The 18,062-nt window shown below is 65.2% G+C and carries 15 protein-coding genes and 1 tRNA gene; 10 read left to right on the forward strand and 6 right to left on the reverse strand.

Annotated elements, in window-relative coordinates; all coding sequences use genetic code 11:
• The 3 genes from V6M37_RS00960 to V6M37_RS00970 form a co-directional block, all read left to right on the forward strand.
• Positions 1-457: UDP binding domain-containing protein (locus tag V6M37_RS00960; RefSeq protein WP_332670163.1), on the forward strand; the 457-nt coding region annotated here is incomplete at its 5' end.
• A gap of 58 nt (positions 458-515) precedes the next feature.
• The gene (locus tag V6M37_RS00965) at positions 516-1,475 is read left to right on the forward strand and encodes a transglycosylase SLT domain-containing protein (protein ID WP_332670166.1); all 960 of its coding nucleotides are present in this window, start codon (positions 516-518) and stop codon (positions 1,473-1,475) included.
• Entirely contained in the window at positions 1,475-2,260 is a 786-nt protein-coding gene (locus V6M37_RS00970) for a S1 family peptidase (protein ID WP_442880969.1), read from the forward strand. The genes V6M37_RS00965 and V6M37_RS00970 overlap by 1 nt, the downstream gene beginning before the upstream one ends.
• 33 nt (positions 2,261-2,293) lie before the next feature.
• On the opposite strand, the gene V6M37_RS00975 is transcribed toward V6M37_RS00970, so the two are convergent.
• Both V6M37_RS00975 and V6M37_RS00980 read right to left on the reverse strand, forming a co-directional pair.
• Positions 2,294-2,368 (reverse strand) — tRNA-Arg (locus tag V6M37_RS00975).
• 11 nt (positions 2,369-2,379) lie between these two features.
• Entirely contained in the window at positions 2,380-4,497 is a 2,118-nt protein-coding gene (locus V6M37_RS00980) for a site-specific recombinase (protein ID WP_332670169.1), read from the reverse strand.
• Between the two features lie 116 nt (positions 4,498-4,613).
• Between V6M37_RS00980 and V6M37_RS00985 the strand changes: the two genes are divergently transcribed.
• The gene (locus V6M37_RS00985) at positions 4,614-6,524 is read left to right on the forward strand and encodes an ATP-binding cassette domain-containing protein (protein WP_332670171.1); all 1,911 of its coding nucleotides are present in this window, start codon (positions 4,614-4,616) and stop codon (positions 6,522-6,524) included.
• Between the two features lie 56 nt (positions 6,525-6,580).
• Here V6M37_RS00985 and V6M37_RS00990 read toward each other — a convergent pair whose 3' ends face one another.
• Positions 6,581-7,438 (reverse strand): HDOD domain-containing protein, encoded by an 858-nt coding sequence (locus V6M37_RS00990; protein ID WP_332670173.1) that lies wholly within the window; start codon positions 7,436-7,438, stop codon positions 6,581-6,583.
• Positions 7,439-7,634: 196 nt separating this feature from the next.
• Between V6M37_RS00990 and V6M37_RS00995 the strand changes: the two genes are divergently transcribed.
• The 3 genes from V6M37_RS00995 (at position 7,635) to V6M37_RS01005 (ending at position 11,853) form a co-directional block, all read left to right on the forward strand.
• Complete coding sequence (locus V6M37_RS00995) at positions 7,635-8,633, forward strand: oxidoreductase (RefSeq protein WP_332670175.1); 999 nt, start codon at positions 7,635-7,637, stop codon at positions 8,631-8,633.
• 23 nt (positions 8,634-8,656) lie between these two features.
• Entirely contained in the window at positions 8,657-9,838 is a 1,182-nt protein-coding gene (locus V6M37_RS01000; RefSeq protein WP_332670177.1) for a GGDEF domain-containing response regulator, read from the forward strand.
• A gap of 122 nt (positions 9,839-9,960) precedes the next feature.
• The gene (locus V6M37_RS01005) at positions 9,961-11,853 is read left to right on the forward strand and encodes a propionate--CoA ligase (RefSeq protein WP_332670179.1); all 1,893 of its coding nucleotides are present in this window, start codon (positions 9,961-9,963) and stop codon (positions 11,851-11,853) included.
• Positions 11,854-11,990: 137 nt separating this feature from the next.
• Here V6M37_RS01005 and V6M37_RS01010 read toward each other — a convergent pair whose 3' ends face one another.
• From V6M37_RS01010 to V6M37_RS01020, 3 genes are read right to left on the reverse strand one after another with little or no spacing between them, the layout of a single operon-like run.
• The gene (locus V6M37_RS01010; protein WP_332670182.1) at positions 11,991-12,761 is read right to left on the reverse strand and encodes a PEP-CTERM/exosortase system-associated acyltransferase; all 771 of its coding nucleotides are present in this window, start codon (positions 12,759-12,761) and stop codon (positions 11,991-11,993) included.
• A gap of 21 nt (positions 12,762-12,782) precedes the next feature.
• Positions 12,783-13,997: an ABC transporter permease gene (locus V6M37_RS01015; protein WP_332670184.1), complete on the reverse strand. Its 1,215-nt coding sequence runs from the start codon at positions 13,995-13,997 to the stop codon at positions 12,783-12,785.
• A gap of 5 nt (positions 13,998-14,002) precedes the next feature.
• On the reverse strand, positions 14,003-15,244 hold the full coding sequence (locus V6M37_RS01020) for an ABC transporter permease (protein WP_332670186.1): 1,242 nt from the start codon (positions 15,242-15,244) through the stop codon (positions 14,003-14,005).
• Between the two features lie 69 nt (positions 15,245-15,313).
• Between V6M37_RS01020 and V6M37_RS01025 the strand changes: the two genes are divergently transcribed.
• From V6M37_RS01025 to V6M37_RS01035, 3 genes are read left to right on the forward strand one after another with little or no spacing between them, the layout of a single operon-like run.
• Positions 15,314-16,201, forward strand: coding sequence for a ThiF family adenylyltransferase (locus tag V6M37_RS01025; protein WP_332670188.1), 888 nt, complete (start codon positions 15,314-15,316; stop codon positions 16,199-16,201).
• Entirely contained in the window at positions 16,194-17,279 is a 1,086-nt protein-coding gene (locus V6M37_RS01030; RefSeq protein WP_332670190.1) for a nitroreductase family protein, read from the forward strand. Before V6M37_RS01025 ends, V6M37_RS01030 begins: the two co-directional genes overlap by 8 nt.
• 33 nt (positions 17,280-17,312) lie before the next feature.
• Positions 17,313-18,002, forward strand: coding sequence for a DapH/DapD/GlmU-related protein (locus V6M37_RS01035; RefSeq protein WP_332670192.1), 690 nt, complete (start codon positions 17,313-17,315; stop codon positions 18,000-18,002).
• Positions 18,003-18,062 lie beyond the last annotated feature (60 nt).

Genomic DNA, 18,062 nt, shown 5'->3' on the forward strand with positions numbered 1-18,062 from the left:
CGACGTGATTCTCGCGGGCCGCCGGATCAACGACGGGATGGGCAAGTTCGTGGCCGAACAGACCGTCAAGCAGATGATCCAGGCGGGGCACTCGATCCGCGGCTGCGACGTGATCGTGCTCGGCCTGACGTTCAAGGAAAACTGCCCGGACCTGCGTAACAGCAAGGTCATCGACGTCGTCCGCGAACTCGAGAGTTTCGGCTGCAAGGTGCACGTGCACGACCCGGTCGCGACGCCCGCGGAAGCGATGCACGAATACGGCGTTCGTCTGAAAACCTGGGACGAACTGCCCCAGGCCGCCGCGATGGTCGCCGCGGTCTCGCACCGCGCCTCCCTCGAAATGTCGCTCGCGCAAATCACCGGCAAGCTCCTGCCGGCGGGCATCTTCGCCGACGTGAAGTCCAGCTACGACGCGCCGGCCCTGCGCGAGGCGGGTGTAACAGTCTGGCGGCTGTAGGCGCCTCTGCTACAACACCTGCACGAGCCGTCGACGCACAAGACGACTGGGAGGGACCATGAAACCGCGTTCGCCGGTCAATTCACGTTGTCATCCCGTCCTGCCCTGGCTTGTCGCGGCGAGCTTCGCCGGTACGCCGGCGCTCGCCGCCGATCCGCCGCGGGGCAAGACCCCATCGCCCAGCGCGCAGCCCGGCGGGCAACTCGTCGCGCAGGGCCTCGCCTTCGAGCACGGCGAAGGCGTTCAGCGCGACACGGCACGGGCGGCGGCGCTGTACTGCGAAGCCGCCCGGCTCGGCAACGCCGACGGAATGCATGCGCTGGGCTGGATGTACGCGAACGGGCGCGGCATGCAGCGCAGCGACACGTATGCCGCCGCGCTTTTCGCAATGGCCGCCGCGAAGGGAAATGCGCATGCGCAGCAGATGCTGCGCTTTACCGGCAGCGGCAACGGCAAGCTGCCGGAGTGCATGCGGAGCCCGGGAAGCCAGGTCGCGAGCGCTGGCGGCGGTGACTGGAGCATCGAGTCGCATATCAGGGCGTTGTCCGCCGAGCGCCAGCGGGTCGCGCGGCTCGTCGTAGAAATGGCGCCGACCTATCAGATCAGCCCGCGCTTCGCGCTCGCGATCGCGGTTACCGAGTCGGCCCTCAATCCGATGGCGGTGTCGCCGAAGAACGCGATGGGCGTGATGCAGCTGATTCCCGACACCGCGGCACGGTTCAACGTTCGCAATCCCTTCGATCCGAAGGAAAACATCCGCGGCGGCCTGTCCTACCTGCGCTGGCTGCTCGCGTATTTCGCCGGCGATGTCGCGCTCGCCGCAGCCGCCTACAACGCGGGCGAGGGCAATGTCGATCGCTACCGCGGCGTACCGCCGTTTCCGGAGACGCGCGCCTATGTCACGCGGATCCTTAATTTCGTTCAGCAGCGCGAGCATCCGTTCGACAGCAGCGTCGCCGCGCCGAGCGCGATCTTTCGCCTCGTCCGCGCCGCGACGAAAAAAGAGGGCGACTTGTGATCGCTGTCGTCGGTGCGGCGAGAGCACGCGGCCTCGCCCGCTCGGCAGCGGTCGCGGTCTGCGCAGTGATGCCGCTTTCGGCCCTCGCGGATCTCGTCGACATGCTCCCCCGGATCAAGCCGGCGATCGTCGCTGTCGGTACCTACCAGCCCACCGGCAGCCCCGCCTTCCGCTTTCGCGGCACCGGTTTTGCGGTCGGAGATGGATCGCTGATCGCGACGAACGCCCACGTGCTGCCCGACGCGGTGGCCAATGAGCAGATGGAGTCGCTCGCGATCGCCGTGCCGGGCGAGAAGCGAAGCACGGTGCGGAAGGCAGCGAGGGTTGCGGTGGATAAGAACCATGATCTCGCGGTGCTGCGCATCGAGGGGCCGCCGCTGCCGCCGCTGGCGCTGAACAGCTCCGGGGCCGTTCGGGAGGGACAGAGTGTCGCGCTAACTGGGTTTCCGATCGGCAGCGTCCTCGGCCTCGCACCGGTCACGCACCGCGGCATCGTCGCCGCGATCACGCCGATCGGCATCCCCCAGGCACGCGCGCAGGCGCTCGACCCCGTGCTCGTCCGCCGCCTGGCGAACGACCCGTTCCGCGTCTACCAGCTCGATGCGACAACCTACCCGGGAAACAGCGGCAGCCCGGTTTTCGATCCCGACAGTGGACGTGTGATCGGCGTCGTCAACATGGTTTTCGTGAAGTCGACGAAGGAAAACGTCCTCAGCGATCCTTCCGGGATCAGCTATGCGATTCCGATCGAGTATCTGAAATCCCTGCTCGAGGGGCTGGATTAGGAGGCCGGCTCAGGGGATAGACGGTCGGCAGCGTGGTCCCCCCGACAGGAATCGAACCTGTATCTGGCGCTTAGGAGGCGCCCGTTCTATCCATTGAACTACGGGGAGAGCGCGCAATTCTAGCTGTTCAGGCGTCGGTGACCAAGCGCATCCTTCGACTCGTCGGCGATTTTCGAGCCGTTTTCGGCGTCGCCCCGCCGGTCGGCGCCTGGGCCGTCGGGTTTTTGCGCTGGCTCGCCGCCATTGGCCGGCGGGAGCAGGAAATCGCGCGGGTGCGAGAGGAACCGCTTGAGGATCATCACTGCGAGATGGCGGCCCTGGGCGAATGTGATCCGACGCGCGCGCAGTGCCACGTATAGGGTCAGCGTGAAGCTGACGGCGAGGTTCGTGAGTCCGATCAAGGCAACCCCCGCGGCGGACAGCAGCGCGAGTTGCAAGCTGAGATCGAACTCCATGCCGACGGTGGCGTATCCGACGTAGGCCGACGAAAACGCGATGTGCCGGATATCGAGCGGCAGGCCGAGCAGGACGCCGAGCGCCGTGACCCCGCCGAGCAGGAAGCCGAAGAAGAAATTGGCGGCGAGGGCTCCGAGATCTTTCTCGACGTAGGCGGCGACCCGCTCCATGCGCTGCTGGCCGAACAGCCGGCGCGCCCAGCGCAGCTGACGCAATCGTTGAGGGATGCGGGCATACGCCGACAGGTTGTCGTAGTAGCCCGCGATCAGGCCGGAAAGGAACAGGCAGAATCCGGCGATCGCCGCAAAGAAAACGGCGCCGCTCCATGGATCGACCTGTTCGAGGAGTTCCCGGGCCTTGTCGCCTTCGATGAACGGCGTCCCGACGATCGCGTGGATTCCGAGCGACAGCAGCATCGCGGTGGGAATGGCGACCCCGACGTTGCCGAGGATCGCGGCGAGCTGGCTGCGAATCGTGCGCGCGATGAGTTCGACGAGATTCTCCAGGTTGCGCGTCTTGCCTTGGGATTCGCCGATCGACGCGGCGATCGCGTTCGCCGTCATCGCAGGCTGCTTCGTCGCGACCGTGCCGCCGAGGATGTGGATGAGGACGAATCCGAGGCCGTAATTCAGGCAAAACGCCAGCGCGCCGGTCAGCGGCGCGAATCCCTGTGCGCCGAGTACGATCTTCAGCCCGGTCATCATCGCGATGATCAGCCCGCCGAGCGCGCCCGACCCGAGAATCCCGAAGTATTCGCGCCGGGTCGTGGTGATGTAGTGCTCGCCCGTCTTGCTCGCGCTTTCGGTCATCCGCAGCGACAGCAGCTCGACGTTCTGGCTCCAGTAGTCCGAGAGCTTGTTCTTGCGGCACTCGGCGCGCACGAGCTCCTTGAAAAGCCCGACGATCTGCGGTGCGACGGCATCCATGCGGCGCGCGGCGTGAAGCCGATGCAGCAGTTCGAGCAGGTCGGTGATCCGCGTCAGGTGCTGGCGCAGGCGCTCGAGCTTGAACGTGAGCGTCAGGCTCGTGCCGATCTTCGCCGCGCGCCGCCGGATGCGCAGGACGACCTCGCTGCACTGGTCGAGCATGACCTCGAGGTGTTTCTGCTCTTCGAGCATCGCGTCGTCGTCGGCCCACGCACGGCGATACCGCTCCAAGTAGGCGAGCAGTTCCGCGTTCTGCGCGAGAAACGGCGATTCGTGTTCCTCGAGCGACGGGTCAACGCGGATCAGCTCCGGCTCCAGGCCGATCGCGCAGACGTGGTACGACAGGACCCGCAGCGCTTCGACGATCTCCTCCGCGGGGTTCGGCAATTCGACTCCCGCTCCGCTGGTGTCGGCCTGAACCGCCGTCGAGCCGAGCACCGCCCGCAGAAAATCCTCCCAGTCCTCGTCCGGGATCGCGTTGACCCACTGTTCGTCGTCGACGCGGTGAAAGACAACACTCAGCACGTCCTTCATGTAGCCGATGTCGATGACGTCGGGCAGCAGGCGCTCCGAGATCCGGCGTGCCGTTTCGGAAAAAAAGCCGGTCGAAGGCAGCAATCCGGACGACACGTACAGTGAAACCTGCTTGCACTCGTCAAACAGGCGGCTCAGCGCATCGCACAGTCCTTCGGCGAGATCCCGACGCCGGACGAGCGTGTCCGTCAGCTCGTGAAGACTGGCGATCGCCGCTTCGGCGTCGTGTGCACGAGCGGGGCGCAGGTGGTCCACGAGCGCGACCCACAGGTCCAGCCCGTCTCCATCCGCTTCGCAGAAGCGCTCCAGCAATGCTTCCATTCGGCCTCGCTTTTCCGGTTGAAACAACAAATGCTGCGCCGCATTATCCGTCAACCCGGCCGGCGCCGACGGCGCGCCGGTAAAATCCTTCTCATTTTCCAACGAGCCCTCTCGCTATGCCCCTGCTTACCATCGACACTGCCTGTCTCGCCTACGGGCACGTCGATCTTCTCGATCACGCCGAGTTCCAGCTCGACGCTGGCGAGCGCGTCGTGCTGATCGGTCGCAACGGCTCGGGCAAATCCAGCCTGCTGAAGGTGTTGGCGGGGCAGGCCCTGCTCGACGACGGCACGGTCTGGCGCCAGTCGGGACTGAAGGTCGCCTATGTGCCGCAGGAGGCGGACTTCGCGTTGGAGCGCGATGTCTTCTCGACGATCGCCGACGGACTCGGCGACGCCGCGCAATTGCTCGTCGACTACCACGCGGCGATGCACGACGTCGCCGAGTCCGCGACGCGCGAATCGCTCGCCCGGCTCGCCGCCGTGCAGCACGAAATCGACGCGGCCGACGCGTGGCGCCTGAACCAGCGGGTCGACGAAATCCTCGTGCGACTCGGCTTGCCCGGCGACGCGCTCGTTTCGAGCCTGTCCGGCGGTGGCGTCAAGCGGGTCGCGCTCGCCCGCGCCCTCGTCGGCGAGCCGGACCTCCTGCTCCTCGACGAGCCGACGAATCATCTCGACCTCGACGGCATCCTGTGGCTCGAATCGCTGATCCGCGATTTCCGCGGCGCGGTCGTCGTCGTCACCCACGACCGCGTCTTTCTCGACAACGTTGCGACCCGCATCGTCGAACTCGACCGCGGCCGGCTCGGCAGTTATCCGGGGCGCTTCGGCGAGTACCAGCGCCGCAAGGTCGAGGAGCTCGACGCCGAAGCGAAGGCGCACGCGCGTTTCGACAAGGTGCTCGCGCAGGAAGAAGTGTGGATCCGCAAGGGAGTCGAAGCGCGCCGCACGCGCAACGAGGGCCGGGTGCGCCGGCTCGAAGCGTTGCGCCGCGACCGCGCCGCGCGGCGCGACCGTCTCGGCAACGTGAAGCTGGCGGTCGACAAGGGCGAACAGAGCGGCCAGATGGTCGCGGAGCTCACCGACGTCACGAAACGGTTCAGCGACCGCGTCGTCGTGCGCGATTTCTCGACCCGGATCCTGCGCGCCGACCGCATCGGCTTTATCGGGCCGAACGGCGCCGGGAAGACCACGCTGCTGAAGCTGATCCTTGGCGAAATCGCGCCCGATGCCGGGACGGTGCGGCGCGGTACGCGGCAGACGGTCGCGTATTTCGACCAGCTTCGTGCCCAGCTCGATCCCGAACTGCCGCTCACCGAAGTCATCAGCCCGGGCTCGGATTTCGTCGAGATCGGCGGCGAGCGCAAGCATGTGATCGGTTATCTGGGCGACTTCCTGTTCGCGCCGCAGCGCGCGCGCTCCCCGGTGAAGTCGCTGTCCGGCGGTGAGCGCAACCGCCTGCTCCTCGCGCGGCTGTTCGCGCGTCCGGCGAACGTGATGGTGCTCGACGAGCCGACGAACGACCTCGACATCGAGACGCTCGACCTGCTCGAAGAATTGCTCGCGTCGTACGAAGGCACGCTGTTCCTCGTCAGCCATGACCGCGCGTTCCTCGACAACGTCGTCACGCAGGTGATCGCGGCCGAGGGCGACGGCCGCTGGGGCGAGTATGCCGGCGGCTACGCGGACTGGCAGCGCGTGAAGCAGGCCGAAGCCGAACGCGAGGCCGAGCAGGCGCGCGCGGCAGTGACCGTGAAGAGCGCTGCGGCCCCGCCGGCGAAACCGACATCAACGCGCAGCGGCAAACTGACATTCAACGAGAAGCGCGAGCTCGAAGGTCTGCCCGACCGCATCGCGGCGCTCGAAGCCGAGCAGGCCGCACTGCAGGCGCGAATGGCTGACCCGGCTTTGTATCAGCAGGCCCCGCAGGAGGTCGTCCAGATCAAGACGCGCCTCGACGCCCTCGAATCGGAGATCGACGCCGCCATGGTCCGCTGGGAAGCCCTCGAGAGCCGCGCCGGCTGATCGGCGCGCTGCAACAAGATCGTCCCGCGATCCGGCTGGAAACCGGCGCTGAGCGATCAGGTCGCCGGCGGAAAGAAGCGGTACAGCTCCTCCCCCGGGACGCCGAGCCGGGCGAGCAGCGCCTCGCGCGGCAGATGAACGAGCTTTTCGATCTCCGCGATGTCGTCGGGCAGCGCGTCGTTGCTCCAGCGGTCGGCGACGTGGCGCGCGAAGTCGGCCGCGAGCAGCACGTTGCGCACGCGCGGGTTGGCCGCCGACGACTCGTCCATCAATGCGACCAGGAGGTCCGGCAGCTTCCACGCCCGGACCAATGCGACCTGGATTTCCTGCGCGATGAAACCGAACACCGCGCGCTGTGCCTGAGCGCTGCGCAGCCAGCGATTTGCCCGCTGCAGCGCATGAACCTGCAGCGTCAGTGTCGGCGCGAACGTCCAGCACAGGATGTCGGCCGCCTCGAGCAGCAGCGCGGCGACCGTGATTTCGTCGACGTCGAGGTCGTGACGCAGGATCGCCCAGTCCCGCGCGTAATGCGTAGCCTTGCGCGCGCGCCCGATCCCCTTCAGCACGCCGACGAGCGCGTCGTGGCGGTGGGCGAGCACGTCCTCGACGGTCGGCATCGCTGAAAACGTGTCGAAGAACGGACCGATGCCCATCATCATGATCGCGCGGTCGATCGTCGTGATGTCGTGATTCTGCGCCAGCGTCCGTCTCGCCTGCAGGGTTGTGAGCAGCTTCGCAGTCATCAGCGGATCCGCGAGCACGACCGCCGCGATGCGCTTGCCGCTGACCGAATCCTGCGACGCGCGCAGCGCTTCGAGCTCGCGGACGGTCTGGCGAAGCACCGGCACGTCCTGCGCGGAAAGGAAGCGGACGTAGGCATCGACCGAGTCGAGCGGGGCGTCGAGGAATGCCATCGGAAGGAGTTCGAATGGGAGGCGGTGGTCGTCCGGCGATTATCGGCTGCAGCCCGCGCGAAATGAAGCCCGGATTTCCGTTCGACCGGCGAAACCGCCCGGGGGGCGAAAAGCCCGGCAGCGGGATTTCGCTATAATCGGCCGAAAAAACCGCTGCGCCGGCTCCGTGCGCGGCAAACCGAGAGGAGCTGTTCCCGTGAATTCCCCCTTCAAGGCCTTCCTGATCGATCAGGGTGACAGCAAGAAAGTATCCGGGCGCATGACGGCGCTCGATCCCGGCCGGCTCGATGACGGCGAAGTGCTGATTCGGGTCCATTATTCCAGCATCAACTACAAGGATGCCCTCGCGGCAACCGGCGCCGGCAAGATCATCCGCCGCTTCCCGTGTGTCGGCGGCATCGACATGTCGGGCGAAGTCGTCGATAGCAGCGACGGCCGCTTCCGCCCGGGCGACAAGGTGATCGCGACGAGCTTCGACATCGGCGTCGCCCATCACGGCGGTTACGCCGAATATGCCCGCGTGCCGGCCGGCTGGGTCGTGCCGCTGCCCGCCGGACTCGACCTGTTCGAGGCGATGGCGCTCGGCACGGCGGGCTTCACCGCCGCGCTCGGCGTCGTCCGCATGGAAGACAACGGGCTGACGCCGGCAAACGGCCCGGTCGTCGTCACCGGCGCGACCGGCGGCGTCGGAGGACTTGCGATAGACATGCTCGCGCGTCTCGGCTATCACGTCGTCGCGCTGACCGGCAAGGAAGCCGAGAGCGACTATCTGAAGATGCTCGGCGCGGGCGAGGTGCGCCTGCGCAGCACGATCGACTTCGACAAGGTGCGTCCGCTCGAAGCCGGCGAGTGGGCCGGTGCCGTCGACAACGTCGGCGGGCAGATTCTGCACTGGGTGCTGGCGACGACGAAGCAGGCCGGGACGGTCGCTAGCATCGGCAACGCGGCGAGCTTCAACATCAGCACGACCGTGTTCCCGTTCATCCTGCGCGGCGTGAGCCTGCTCGGCATCGACTCGGGCTACATGGGCTTCCCGACGCGCCAGCGCGTCTGGGACCGACTCGCGGCCGACCTCAAGCCGAAGCACCTCGCGGCCGTTACCCGTACGATCGCGTTCGACGAGCTGCCCGGCGCGTTCGACGCCTTCATCAAGGGCGAAATCAAGGGGCGCACGGTCGTGAAGATCGGCGCCTGAGCCGTTATCGGAGACCTCCAAACATGAGCGAAGACCCGCATCAGCCATTGCCGAAAGTGCTGATCGTCGATGATTCCCGGATGGTGCGGGCGTCGCTCATCAAGCTCATCCGGGGCCGGTTCGAATTCCGGGAGGAGGCCGACGGCGAGGCCGGCTGGCAGGCGCTGCTGGTCGATCCGACGATCCACTTAGTCCTCACCGACATCGGCATGCCGCAGCTCGACGGTTACGGACTGCTCGAGCGGATCCGTGCGTCGAGGCTGTCGCGCATCCACGAACTGCCGGTGATTGTCATTTCGGGCGACGAGGACGATTCGGCGCGGGAGCGCGCGCGGCAGCTCGGCGCGAACGACTTCATCACGAAGGGGATCGGCGCCGCCGAACTGCTCGCCCGGCTCGATTCGCTGACGCGTCTCGCGCAGACGCGCCGGGCGCTGGAGGAGAGTCGCGAGGCGCTCGCGAAGCAAAGCCCGGTGGACCCGGTGTCGGGCCTCGCGACCGAGTCCTACATGAACTGGCGCGGCGAGCAGGAACTCGCACTCGCGCGCCGGAGGCAGGGCGACATCGGCGCGATGATCGTCGAGATCGACCGTTACGAGCAGCTGGTCGATCGGCATGGGGACCATGTCGCGCAACTGGTCACGCGCAAGCTGTCGAAGATCCTCGCGACGAAGGTGCGCAAGGAGGACACGGTCGCGCAACTCGGCAGCGCGCAGTTTGCGATCCTGTCGCCGAGTACCGAGCTGATCGGCTGTTGCGCGTTCGCGCTGCGCCTGCAGAAAGCGATGGAAAAGCTCGTGATGACCTATCGTGACGAGCGCATCCGCATCAGCGTCACGATAGGCGTGTCGAGTTCGACGACCGACTCGGTGAAGACCGTCAGTGACCTGATTGGGCTCGCCGTGCAGCGCGCCCGTAGCGGCAGGGATGCCGGGGGAAATCGCGTCGTCGGCAATGGCGGCGAAGTCCGGCAGGAATTCGTCGACCGCCACCTGAAGCAGACGGTCAGCATCGACCAGGTCCTCGCGCGCCTGCGTCTGGGCGAGACCGCGGAACTGCACGGGCAGCTGCCGGTGGTCGTTGCGACGCTGCTTCCACTGCTCGAGTTGGTAGAATCGCAGCTTCGTTGCGGAATCCCGATCGACACACTGAGAAGATTCGACCCCGACGCGGGGCGCGACAGTGGTTCGGCAGCGAAAGGTTGAACAGCAGAAGCAGCAATCAAAAAAATATAAGCAGCAACTGGTGGCGCCCCGGGTGCCTTCGAGCCTCCGCCGGGCGCCTGCAAGTCGTAAGCAATCAGGGAAATCTTTGGGAGAGGGTGAATATGACGACGTACAAGGAGTTCCACCGTCGCTCGATCGACAAGCGCGACGAGTTCTGGGCCGAGCAGGCGCAGCTCATCGAGTGGAACAAGCCGGCCGAACAGATCTGCGATTTCTCGAACCCGCCGTTCGTGAAGTGGTTCAAGGGCGGCGAGACGAACCTTTGCTACAACGCGGTCGACCGCCACGCCGCGCAGCGGCCGAACGACCGTGCGCTGGTCTACATTTCGACCGAGACCGACGAGGAGAAGGTCTACACGTTCGCCGAACTGCAGCGCGAAGTCGAGCGGATGGCAGCGATCTATCAGGACCTCGGCGTCGGGAAGGGCGATCGCGTGCTGATCTACATGCCGATGATCGCCGAAGCCGCGTTCGCGATGCTTGCCTGCGCCCGCATCGGCGCGATCCACTCGGTGGTGTTCGGCGGCTTCGCCGCGGGCTCGCTCGCGACCCGAATCGATGACGCCAAGCCGGTGCTGATGGTGAGCTCCGACGCCGGCATGCGCAACGGCAAGCCGGTGCCGTACAAGCACCTCGTCGATGAAGCGTGCAAGCTCGCCGAGTGTCCGCCGCAGAAGGTGCTGATCGTCGACCGCGGCCTCGACAAGGGCTTCGCGAAGGTCGAAGGCCGCGACGTCGGTTACGCCGAGTTGCGCGCGAAGCACCTGGACGCACAGGTGCCGGTGACGTGGCTCGAATCGTCCGAGCCGAGCTACATCCTCTACACGTCGGGTACGACGGGCAAACCGAAGGGCGTGCAGCGCGATACCGGCGGCTATGCGGTCGCGCTCGCGGCGTCGATGAAGCATATCTTCACCGGCGACGCCGGCGAAACGATGTTCTCGACGTCCGACATCGGTTGGGTCGTCGGCCACAGCTACATCATCTATGGCCCGCTTCTCGCGGGCATGGCGACCGTGATGTACGAAGGCACGCCGCTGCGCCCCGACGCGGGCATCTGGTGGCAGATCGTCGAAAAGTACAAGGTCAGCGTGATGTTCTCGGCGCCGACCGCGGTGCGCGTGCTGAAGAAGCAGGATCCGGCCTACCTGAAGAAGTACGATTTGTCGTCGCTGAAGCACCTCTTCCTCGCCGGCGAACCCCTCGACGAGACCACTCACAAGTGGATCATGGACGAACTGGGCATCCCGGTCATCGACAACTACTGGCAGACCGAGACTGGCTGGCCGATGCTCTCCGCGGTGCGGGGCGTCGAGCAGACCCCGATCAAGTACGGCTCGCCGAGCTTCCCGGTGTATGGCTACGACTTGCGCATCTTCCGCGAGGACGGCAGCGAATGCGGCCCGAACGAGAAGGGCATCGTTGGCGTCGTGCCGCCGCTGCCGCCGGGCTGCCTGTCGACGGTGTGGGGCCAGGACGACCGCTACGTCAGCACCTACTTCACGCTGTTCCAGGAGCCGGTCGTGTTCTCGTCGTCGGACTGGGGCATCAAGGACGGGGAGGGCTACCACACGATCCTCGGCCGCATGGACGACGTCATCAACGTCGCCGGCCACCGGCTCGGTACGCGCGAAATCGAGGAAGCGATCCAGGCGAACGCGGCGATCGCCGAGGTCGCCGTCGTCGGCGTCGCCGACCCGCTGAAGGGTCAGATGCCGATGGCGTTTGCGGTGGTCAAGGATGCGTCGCGCGTCGAGACCGCCGAAATGCGCGCCGCGCTCGAAAAGGACGTGATGAAGACCGTCGACAACCTGCTCGGCGCGATCGCGCGTCCGGCACGCGTGCATTTCATCTCCGGCCTGCCGAAGACGCGCTCGGGCAAGATGCTGCGCCGCTCGATCCAGGCACTCGCCGAAGGCCGCGACCCGGGCGACCTCACGACGATCGACGATCCGAGCACGCTCGAGCAGATCCGGGCTTCGCTCGCAAGCTGACGGGGAAGGCTCCGGCAGTCAGGAAAACCCGCGCCGCGCCGCGGGTTTTTTACGCGTCGAGCGCGCCGGACCTGCCGGCATTTCGGCATCGAAGAAAAACGAGTCGGACGAATCCGCGGCGATGGGGCCGGTTGTCCTCAGGCGGAAAGCTGCGAACTTCCCGCCGCACCCTTGTAACCGTTTTCGATTTCGTCGTGAATCACGCGCCAGATCGGTTTGACCAGGAAGCGCATGTTCCTGACGATGCTCTCGACGTCCATCATCGACGGAATCCGCATTCCGCGGTGTTCGACGGGGCCGCCGATCTGTTTGATCTCGACGCCGAGCTTCGCGAAATGCGACGCGAGCCGTGGTTCGGTCAGTACGAAGATGGTGTCGATGCCGCTTCGCTTCGCGAGCGCGATCGCGCCGAGGTAGAGGCCGATCGGAATGTACGGGAAGCGCGGATAGACGACGTTGCCGAAGTCCTCGTCGTGAATCGGCGCCGAGTCGTCCGTTTCGCCGCGCCGGCGCCGGAACGGCGAGCGGACGGCAAGTCGTGAGACTTCGGCGATGCGTTCCCGAGGCAGGCGCGCCGGATCGATGATCGAACGGTCGAGCGTTTTCGCGCAGGTCCGCTCGAACGGCAGCGGCGCTTGCGGGCTTTCGGGATTGGTGAGCACGAGCCGCGTGCAGCCGACGAGGCGTTGCGGATCATGACTCGTCCGCAGCAGGCAATGCAGGCTCTGCGCGTCGTATTCGTCGGTCTCGCGGGCATCCGGTCGGACCGGCTCGAACGCGAGCTCCTGGCAATAGACCTCGTGACGAACGCGAAAGACGTCGTCGCGCAACGTGTCGTTGAGTGCAGGGAGAATTTCGAAGTATTTCCGGAATCCATGCCCGAGGTTGAACCGGTCGAAAAGTTGCATGCTCGTGTCTCTCCGATTGCGCTAGGTACCCTGGCGCAAGGCATCGACGATCGAAGTGCCCGAGACACGCCGGGCGGGAAAGACCGCGGCGGCGGCCGTCGCAAGAAAGCCGATCAGCCATGCCGAGACGATTGTGAACGGCAGGAGGCGAATCACGGCTGTGTATCCCATGTTGGCATTCGGCGGCGGCGGCATCGGAATGCCAACGGCGGAAATGGCGAGCGCGAGGAGGGCACCGACGACAACGCCGAGCGTCGCCCCGATTAGCCCGAGCAGTAGGTTCTCGACGATCAGCAGGCGGAACACGTCGCGCTTCCGATTACCCAGCGCCCGCACAGTGCCGAATTCCGCGAGCCGCTCGAACGCCGTCATATTCACAGTGTTCGTTACCGAAAGCAGTACCATGAACAGGATTATCAACTGCAGCACGCCGAACTGGCGCTCGTAAAGGTCGACCGTCTTTTCGTAGAAATCCGCGAGCGTCTGCCAGCCTTGTGCCTCGAGCCTCTCGGGGTCGATCGCCGCGCGGACCTGTGCGAGTGCGCTCCTCGTGTCTTCGGTGCGGTGCAGCGTTGTCACGAGAACGTTTGCCCCAGCCGTGAGCATCAGTTCTTGTGCCGCGGCGAGCGGGATTCGCACGGCGCGCGCGTCGAAGTCCTTCGAAAAACTCTGAAAAACGCCGACGACCTCGAAATCGAGGGTGTTCAACGCGCCTTCGATGGTGTTCAGCACAAGCGTGACCGTATCGCCCGGTTTGAGACCGAGCGAGTGAGCCACCCCTTGCCCCACGGCCATCCCGAACGCGTCCGCATCCGTCAGGTGACGCCCGGCAGTGAGCGAAAGAAAGGTGCCAAGCCGCGTCTCTTTGTCGGGTTGGACGCCTTCGCCGATGATGGCCAGATCGCGTCGCCCGTTGTTGAGCAGGCCCGAGAAATTCAATCTCGCTGCGACGTCCTTCACCGCCGGAATTGCCTGAATCCGGTCTGCGACGACGTGCGGGTCCTCGATAAGGAAGTCCTGCGGCTGGCGCGTTCCGCGTTCGAGGAAACCCTTGCGGAACACCTGGAGATGGCCCGTCTGCGAATGGATGGTCGCCTCGCCGAGTTGCACGAAAATATCTTGCACGAAGCCACCCGAAAGGATCAGCCCGGTCACGCCGAAGACGATCGCGCCCAGCGTCATTGCCGTGCGGACTCGCTGGCGAAAGATGTTGCGCAGAGCAAGCGTGAAGGACATTCCGCTCATCGTTGATGTCGCAGTGCGTCGACGATATTCATGCGCGACGCCTTCCAAGCGGGAAAAACGCTCGCGATCAATGTTGCCATGAAGGCGAGCAGAAAGGCGTCAAGGGCCAGTGCCGGGGTGACGATGATTTCGCCAATGTAGCCTCTCCCCATTCCGGGAGGCGGGGGCATGGGGATTCCGATCGCCGACAGCACTGCCGCGAGCGTGATGCCGAGCACGAGTCCCAGAACCCCGCCGAAGAGGCCGAGCAGTATTCCTTCGCCGAGGAATAGCCCAAGGATTCCGCGCCGCCGAATACCCAGCGCCATCGCGGTGCCGATCTCGCCCGTGCGCTCTATCACCGCCATCGACAACGTGTTCGAGATGCTGAGGATCACGATCAGCGCGATCAGAAACCGAACGGCGCCCACTTGTCGGGAAAACAGCTCGACAGTCTTGTTGTAGAAATCGGCGAGATCCGACCACGGGAAGATCTCGAAATCGGCCGGAGAGAGGCGGGTGCGCAATCTTTCGACGAAATCGTCGGTCGCCTCGGTTCGCTCCAGCAATACTGCCCAACTGGTCGCGCCGTCGACCCGCATCAGGTTCCGTGCGACATCGATCGGCACGCGCAATGCACTGTCATCGAACGCCTTGCTCGCCGTGGCGAAGAGACCGGCCACCGTCAGTTCGACTGCATTCAGTCCGCCGTCGGCGGGCGTCGACAGCAGCACGACGGTGTCGCCGGGCGTGGCCCCCAGCTGCTCGGCCAGGCCCTCGCCGAGCATTACCGATTGCGGTCCGCCGGCCGTCAGATCCTGCCCGGCGGCCACGATGATCCCCTCGGTGATCGGAGCTTCGAGAACCGGGTCGATGCCTTCTCCCAAGAAGGAAACGGTGACATCGCCAAGGCTGATGAGTCCGCTGAAGGCGAGTCGCGGCGCCACTGTCCGTACCCCTTGCACGCCGTCTTTGGTAACGACGCCGGTGTCCCGCGGCAACAGATACTTGTAGGGATCACCCAGGCCCTCGCGGAAATAACCCGGGCGCGTGATCTGAACATGGCCGAGTTGGGAGTAGATCGCACCGTGGCGCATGCTCTGGAATACCCACTCGATGAAGCCCCCGGCCAATAGGTAGGCTATGACACCGCCGCAGACGATCCCTAAGGCGAGCGCGGCACGCCGCCGCTGCCGAAGCAGGTTGCGCGCCGCGAGCCGGACCGTCAGGGCAGACCTGCCGAAAGAAGTTCGAGGCATGAAGTTTCACGCGTAAGTGTCCGCTCTCTATGATAGCTTCAGAGGCGCTCAAATATAGGGAGCTTGCCGATGGCAGGCGAATTCGATTACGACAGTGCGTTCTCCCGGAACATCGGTTGGGTGACCGGCGCCGAGCAGGAGAGCCTGCGAAATAAGCGCGTGGGGATCGCGGGAATGGGCGGTGTCGGCGGCGTGCATCTACTCACGCTGGCACGCCTGGGAATCGGATCGTTCAACATTTCGGATTTCGACACCTTCGACATCGTCAATTTCAACCGTCAGGCGGGCGCCCTCGTATCTTCGCTCGGGCGCCCGAAAGTCGATGTGCTTGCCGAGATGGCGCTCGACATCAATCCCGGACTGAATATCCGCCGCTTTCCGCAAGGTGTCTCGACAGCGAATCTGGACGAATTCCTCGATGACGTCGATCTGTACGTCGATGGCCTCGATTTTTTTTCCTTCGAGACGCGCCGAGCGACGTTCGCCGCGTGTCATCGTCGCGGCGTTCCCGCCGTGACCGCCGCGCCGCTTGGCATGGGTACGGCGATACTCGTTTTCCTCCCCGGCGAGATGAGCTTCGAGGACTATTTCTGCATGGACGGATGCGACCAGGAGGAAATGAGCATCCGGTTCCTCCTCGGCCTGTCACCCGGAATGTTGCAGCGCGGGTATCTCGTCGACCCGTCTCGCGTTAATCTCGCGGACCAACGCGGCCCGTCGACCATCGCCGCATGCCAATTGTGTGCAGGAGTCACGGCGACGGAAGCCCTGAAGATCCTGCTCGGGCGCGGGGAGGTGCTTGCTGCGCCGCGGGGGTACCAGTTCGATGCCTATCGGAACCGTTTCATCAAAACCTGGCGGCCCGGCGGCAATCGCAATCCGTTGCAGCGGATCGGCTTATGGATCGCGCGCCGGCAATTACGTCGCATGAAGGGACAGGAGGCGGTCTGTGCCTGACCGGGAAACCCTGCTGAAAATACTCGATCTCGCGCGCTGGGCGCCGAGCGGCGACAACACTCAGCCGTGGCGTTTCGAGATCACGGGCGCTGACGAACTCGCCGTGCGAGGCTTCGATACGCGGGACCACATCCTGTACGATTTCGAGGGCCATGCCAGCCATCTCGCGCATGGCGCCCTGTTGGAAACGATCAGGGTTGCGGCGACGGGTTTTGGCCTTCAGGCGAGCTGGAATTTGCGGCCTGGATCGCCCGATACTGCGCCGGTGTATGACGTCCGGCTTCGTGAAACGCCCCGCCTTCCGGTCGATCCGTTGTTCCCGTACATCGAGAAGCGCGTCGTTCAGCGGCGCCCCATGCGTGCCACCGCGTTAACTGACGCTCAGCGGCAGGCCCTTGCCTCGGCGCCGGGACCCGATTACGAGGTCGATTTCTTCGAATCCGCTTCCGAGCGCCGCAAGGTCGCCCGACTCCTCTGGGATAACGCTTACATTCGCCTGACCTGTCCGGAAGCCTTCGAAGTCCACCGGGAGATCATCGAATGGGGGGCGCGCTTCAGCAAGGATCGAATCCCTGAACAGGCAGTAGGGGTCGATCCATTGACCGCGAGATTGATGAAATGGGCAATGCGCAGCTGGAGTCGCGTCGATTTCCTCAATCGTTATCTCTTCGGCACGATTCCGCCCCGCGTGCAGTTGGATCTGTTGCCGGCCCTGCGCTGTGCGGCCCATATCCTGCTGCGCCCCCGCGGGGCGCTCGTAAACCTTTCCGACTACGTCAACGCGGGTGTCGCGATGCAGCGCCTGTGGCTCACGGCAACGGCGTCCGGCCTGCATCTGCAGCCCCAGATGACCCCGGTGATCTTCCGTTGGTACGCCCAGGCCGGCAAGGCGATGTCCGCGACGCCGGAAATCGGCCGCCGTGTGCTCGACGTGGCGGCCCGGTTCGAGCGGTTGTCCGGGGCGCCTGGCGGGAGCCCCGTCGCGTTCTTCTGCCGAGTGGGTAATTCAAGCGCCCCTGTCTCGCGGTCGCTACGGCGGGATCTCGGCGATCTGCTCAGGGCACCCTCACACGATTGACGGGGGACTGCACCGTCAGTCAAGCTAGCGGCCGTGCGTGAGATCCGGTTAAGCCAAATTCTCGTTTTCTGCCTGCTCGCCGGTGGCGCAGTGGTGCTCGGGCTCGCCACCGCATGGCTGGTGCTGGGGCGCTTGGCGCTAGGCGATTTCCGGGGCATCGTGCTGAGCGTCGCCGCCGTGGTGTCGATCTATTTGTATGCGATCCTTACTTATAGGATCTTCCTGCGGCTTTTCCCGCTCGAACTGGGCGAGATCGCCGAGGCGTCGCCACAGGAGTTCATTTATCACATCCACTTGCTGTTCTTCCTGCTCCTGTTCTACCCGCTAACCCGCAGTGGCGTGGTGCCGGTGCCGCTCATGCGTCTGGTGTATCTCGGGCTCGGCGCGCGACTGGGCAAGAACACTTATAGCTCCGGGATCATCTTCGATCCGCTCTTTGTCGTCATCGGCGACAACACCATCGTCGGACAATCTGCGGTGCTCGTTCCTCACGCGATAGAGGGACGGCACCTGTCGCACGCGCCGATCCGGATCGGCAGCAACGTGACCATCGGCGTCAATGCGGTGCTTCTCGGCGGGGTCGTCGTCGGGGACGGCGCGATCGTGGCCACCGGGGCCGTGGTCAGCAAGGGGACGCAGATCGGCCCCGGGGAAATTTGGGCGGGAATGCCTGCGCGCCGGTTGAAGGCGGCGGCAGAGGAGCCTGCGCTGCCAGGAAACTAGAACGGTCGCTCGTGCTTCGCCGGCGCCGCCCCAAAGATTGGGGTGCAGTGATCGGACTTC

The sequence above is a fragment of the Aromatoleum sp. genome (assembly GCF_036675785.1).
Classification (GTDB): Bacteria; Pseudomonadota; Gammaproteobacteria; order Burkholderiales; family Rhodocyclaceae; genus Aromatoleum.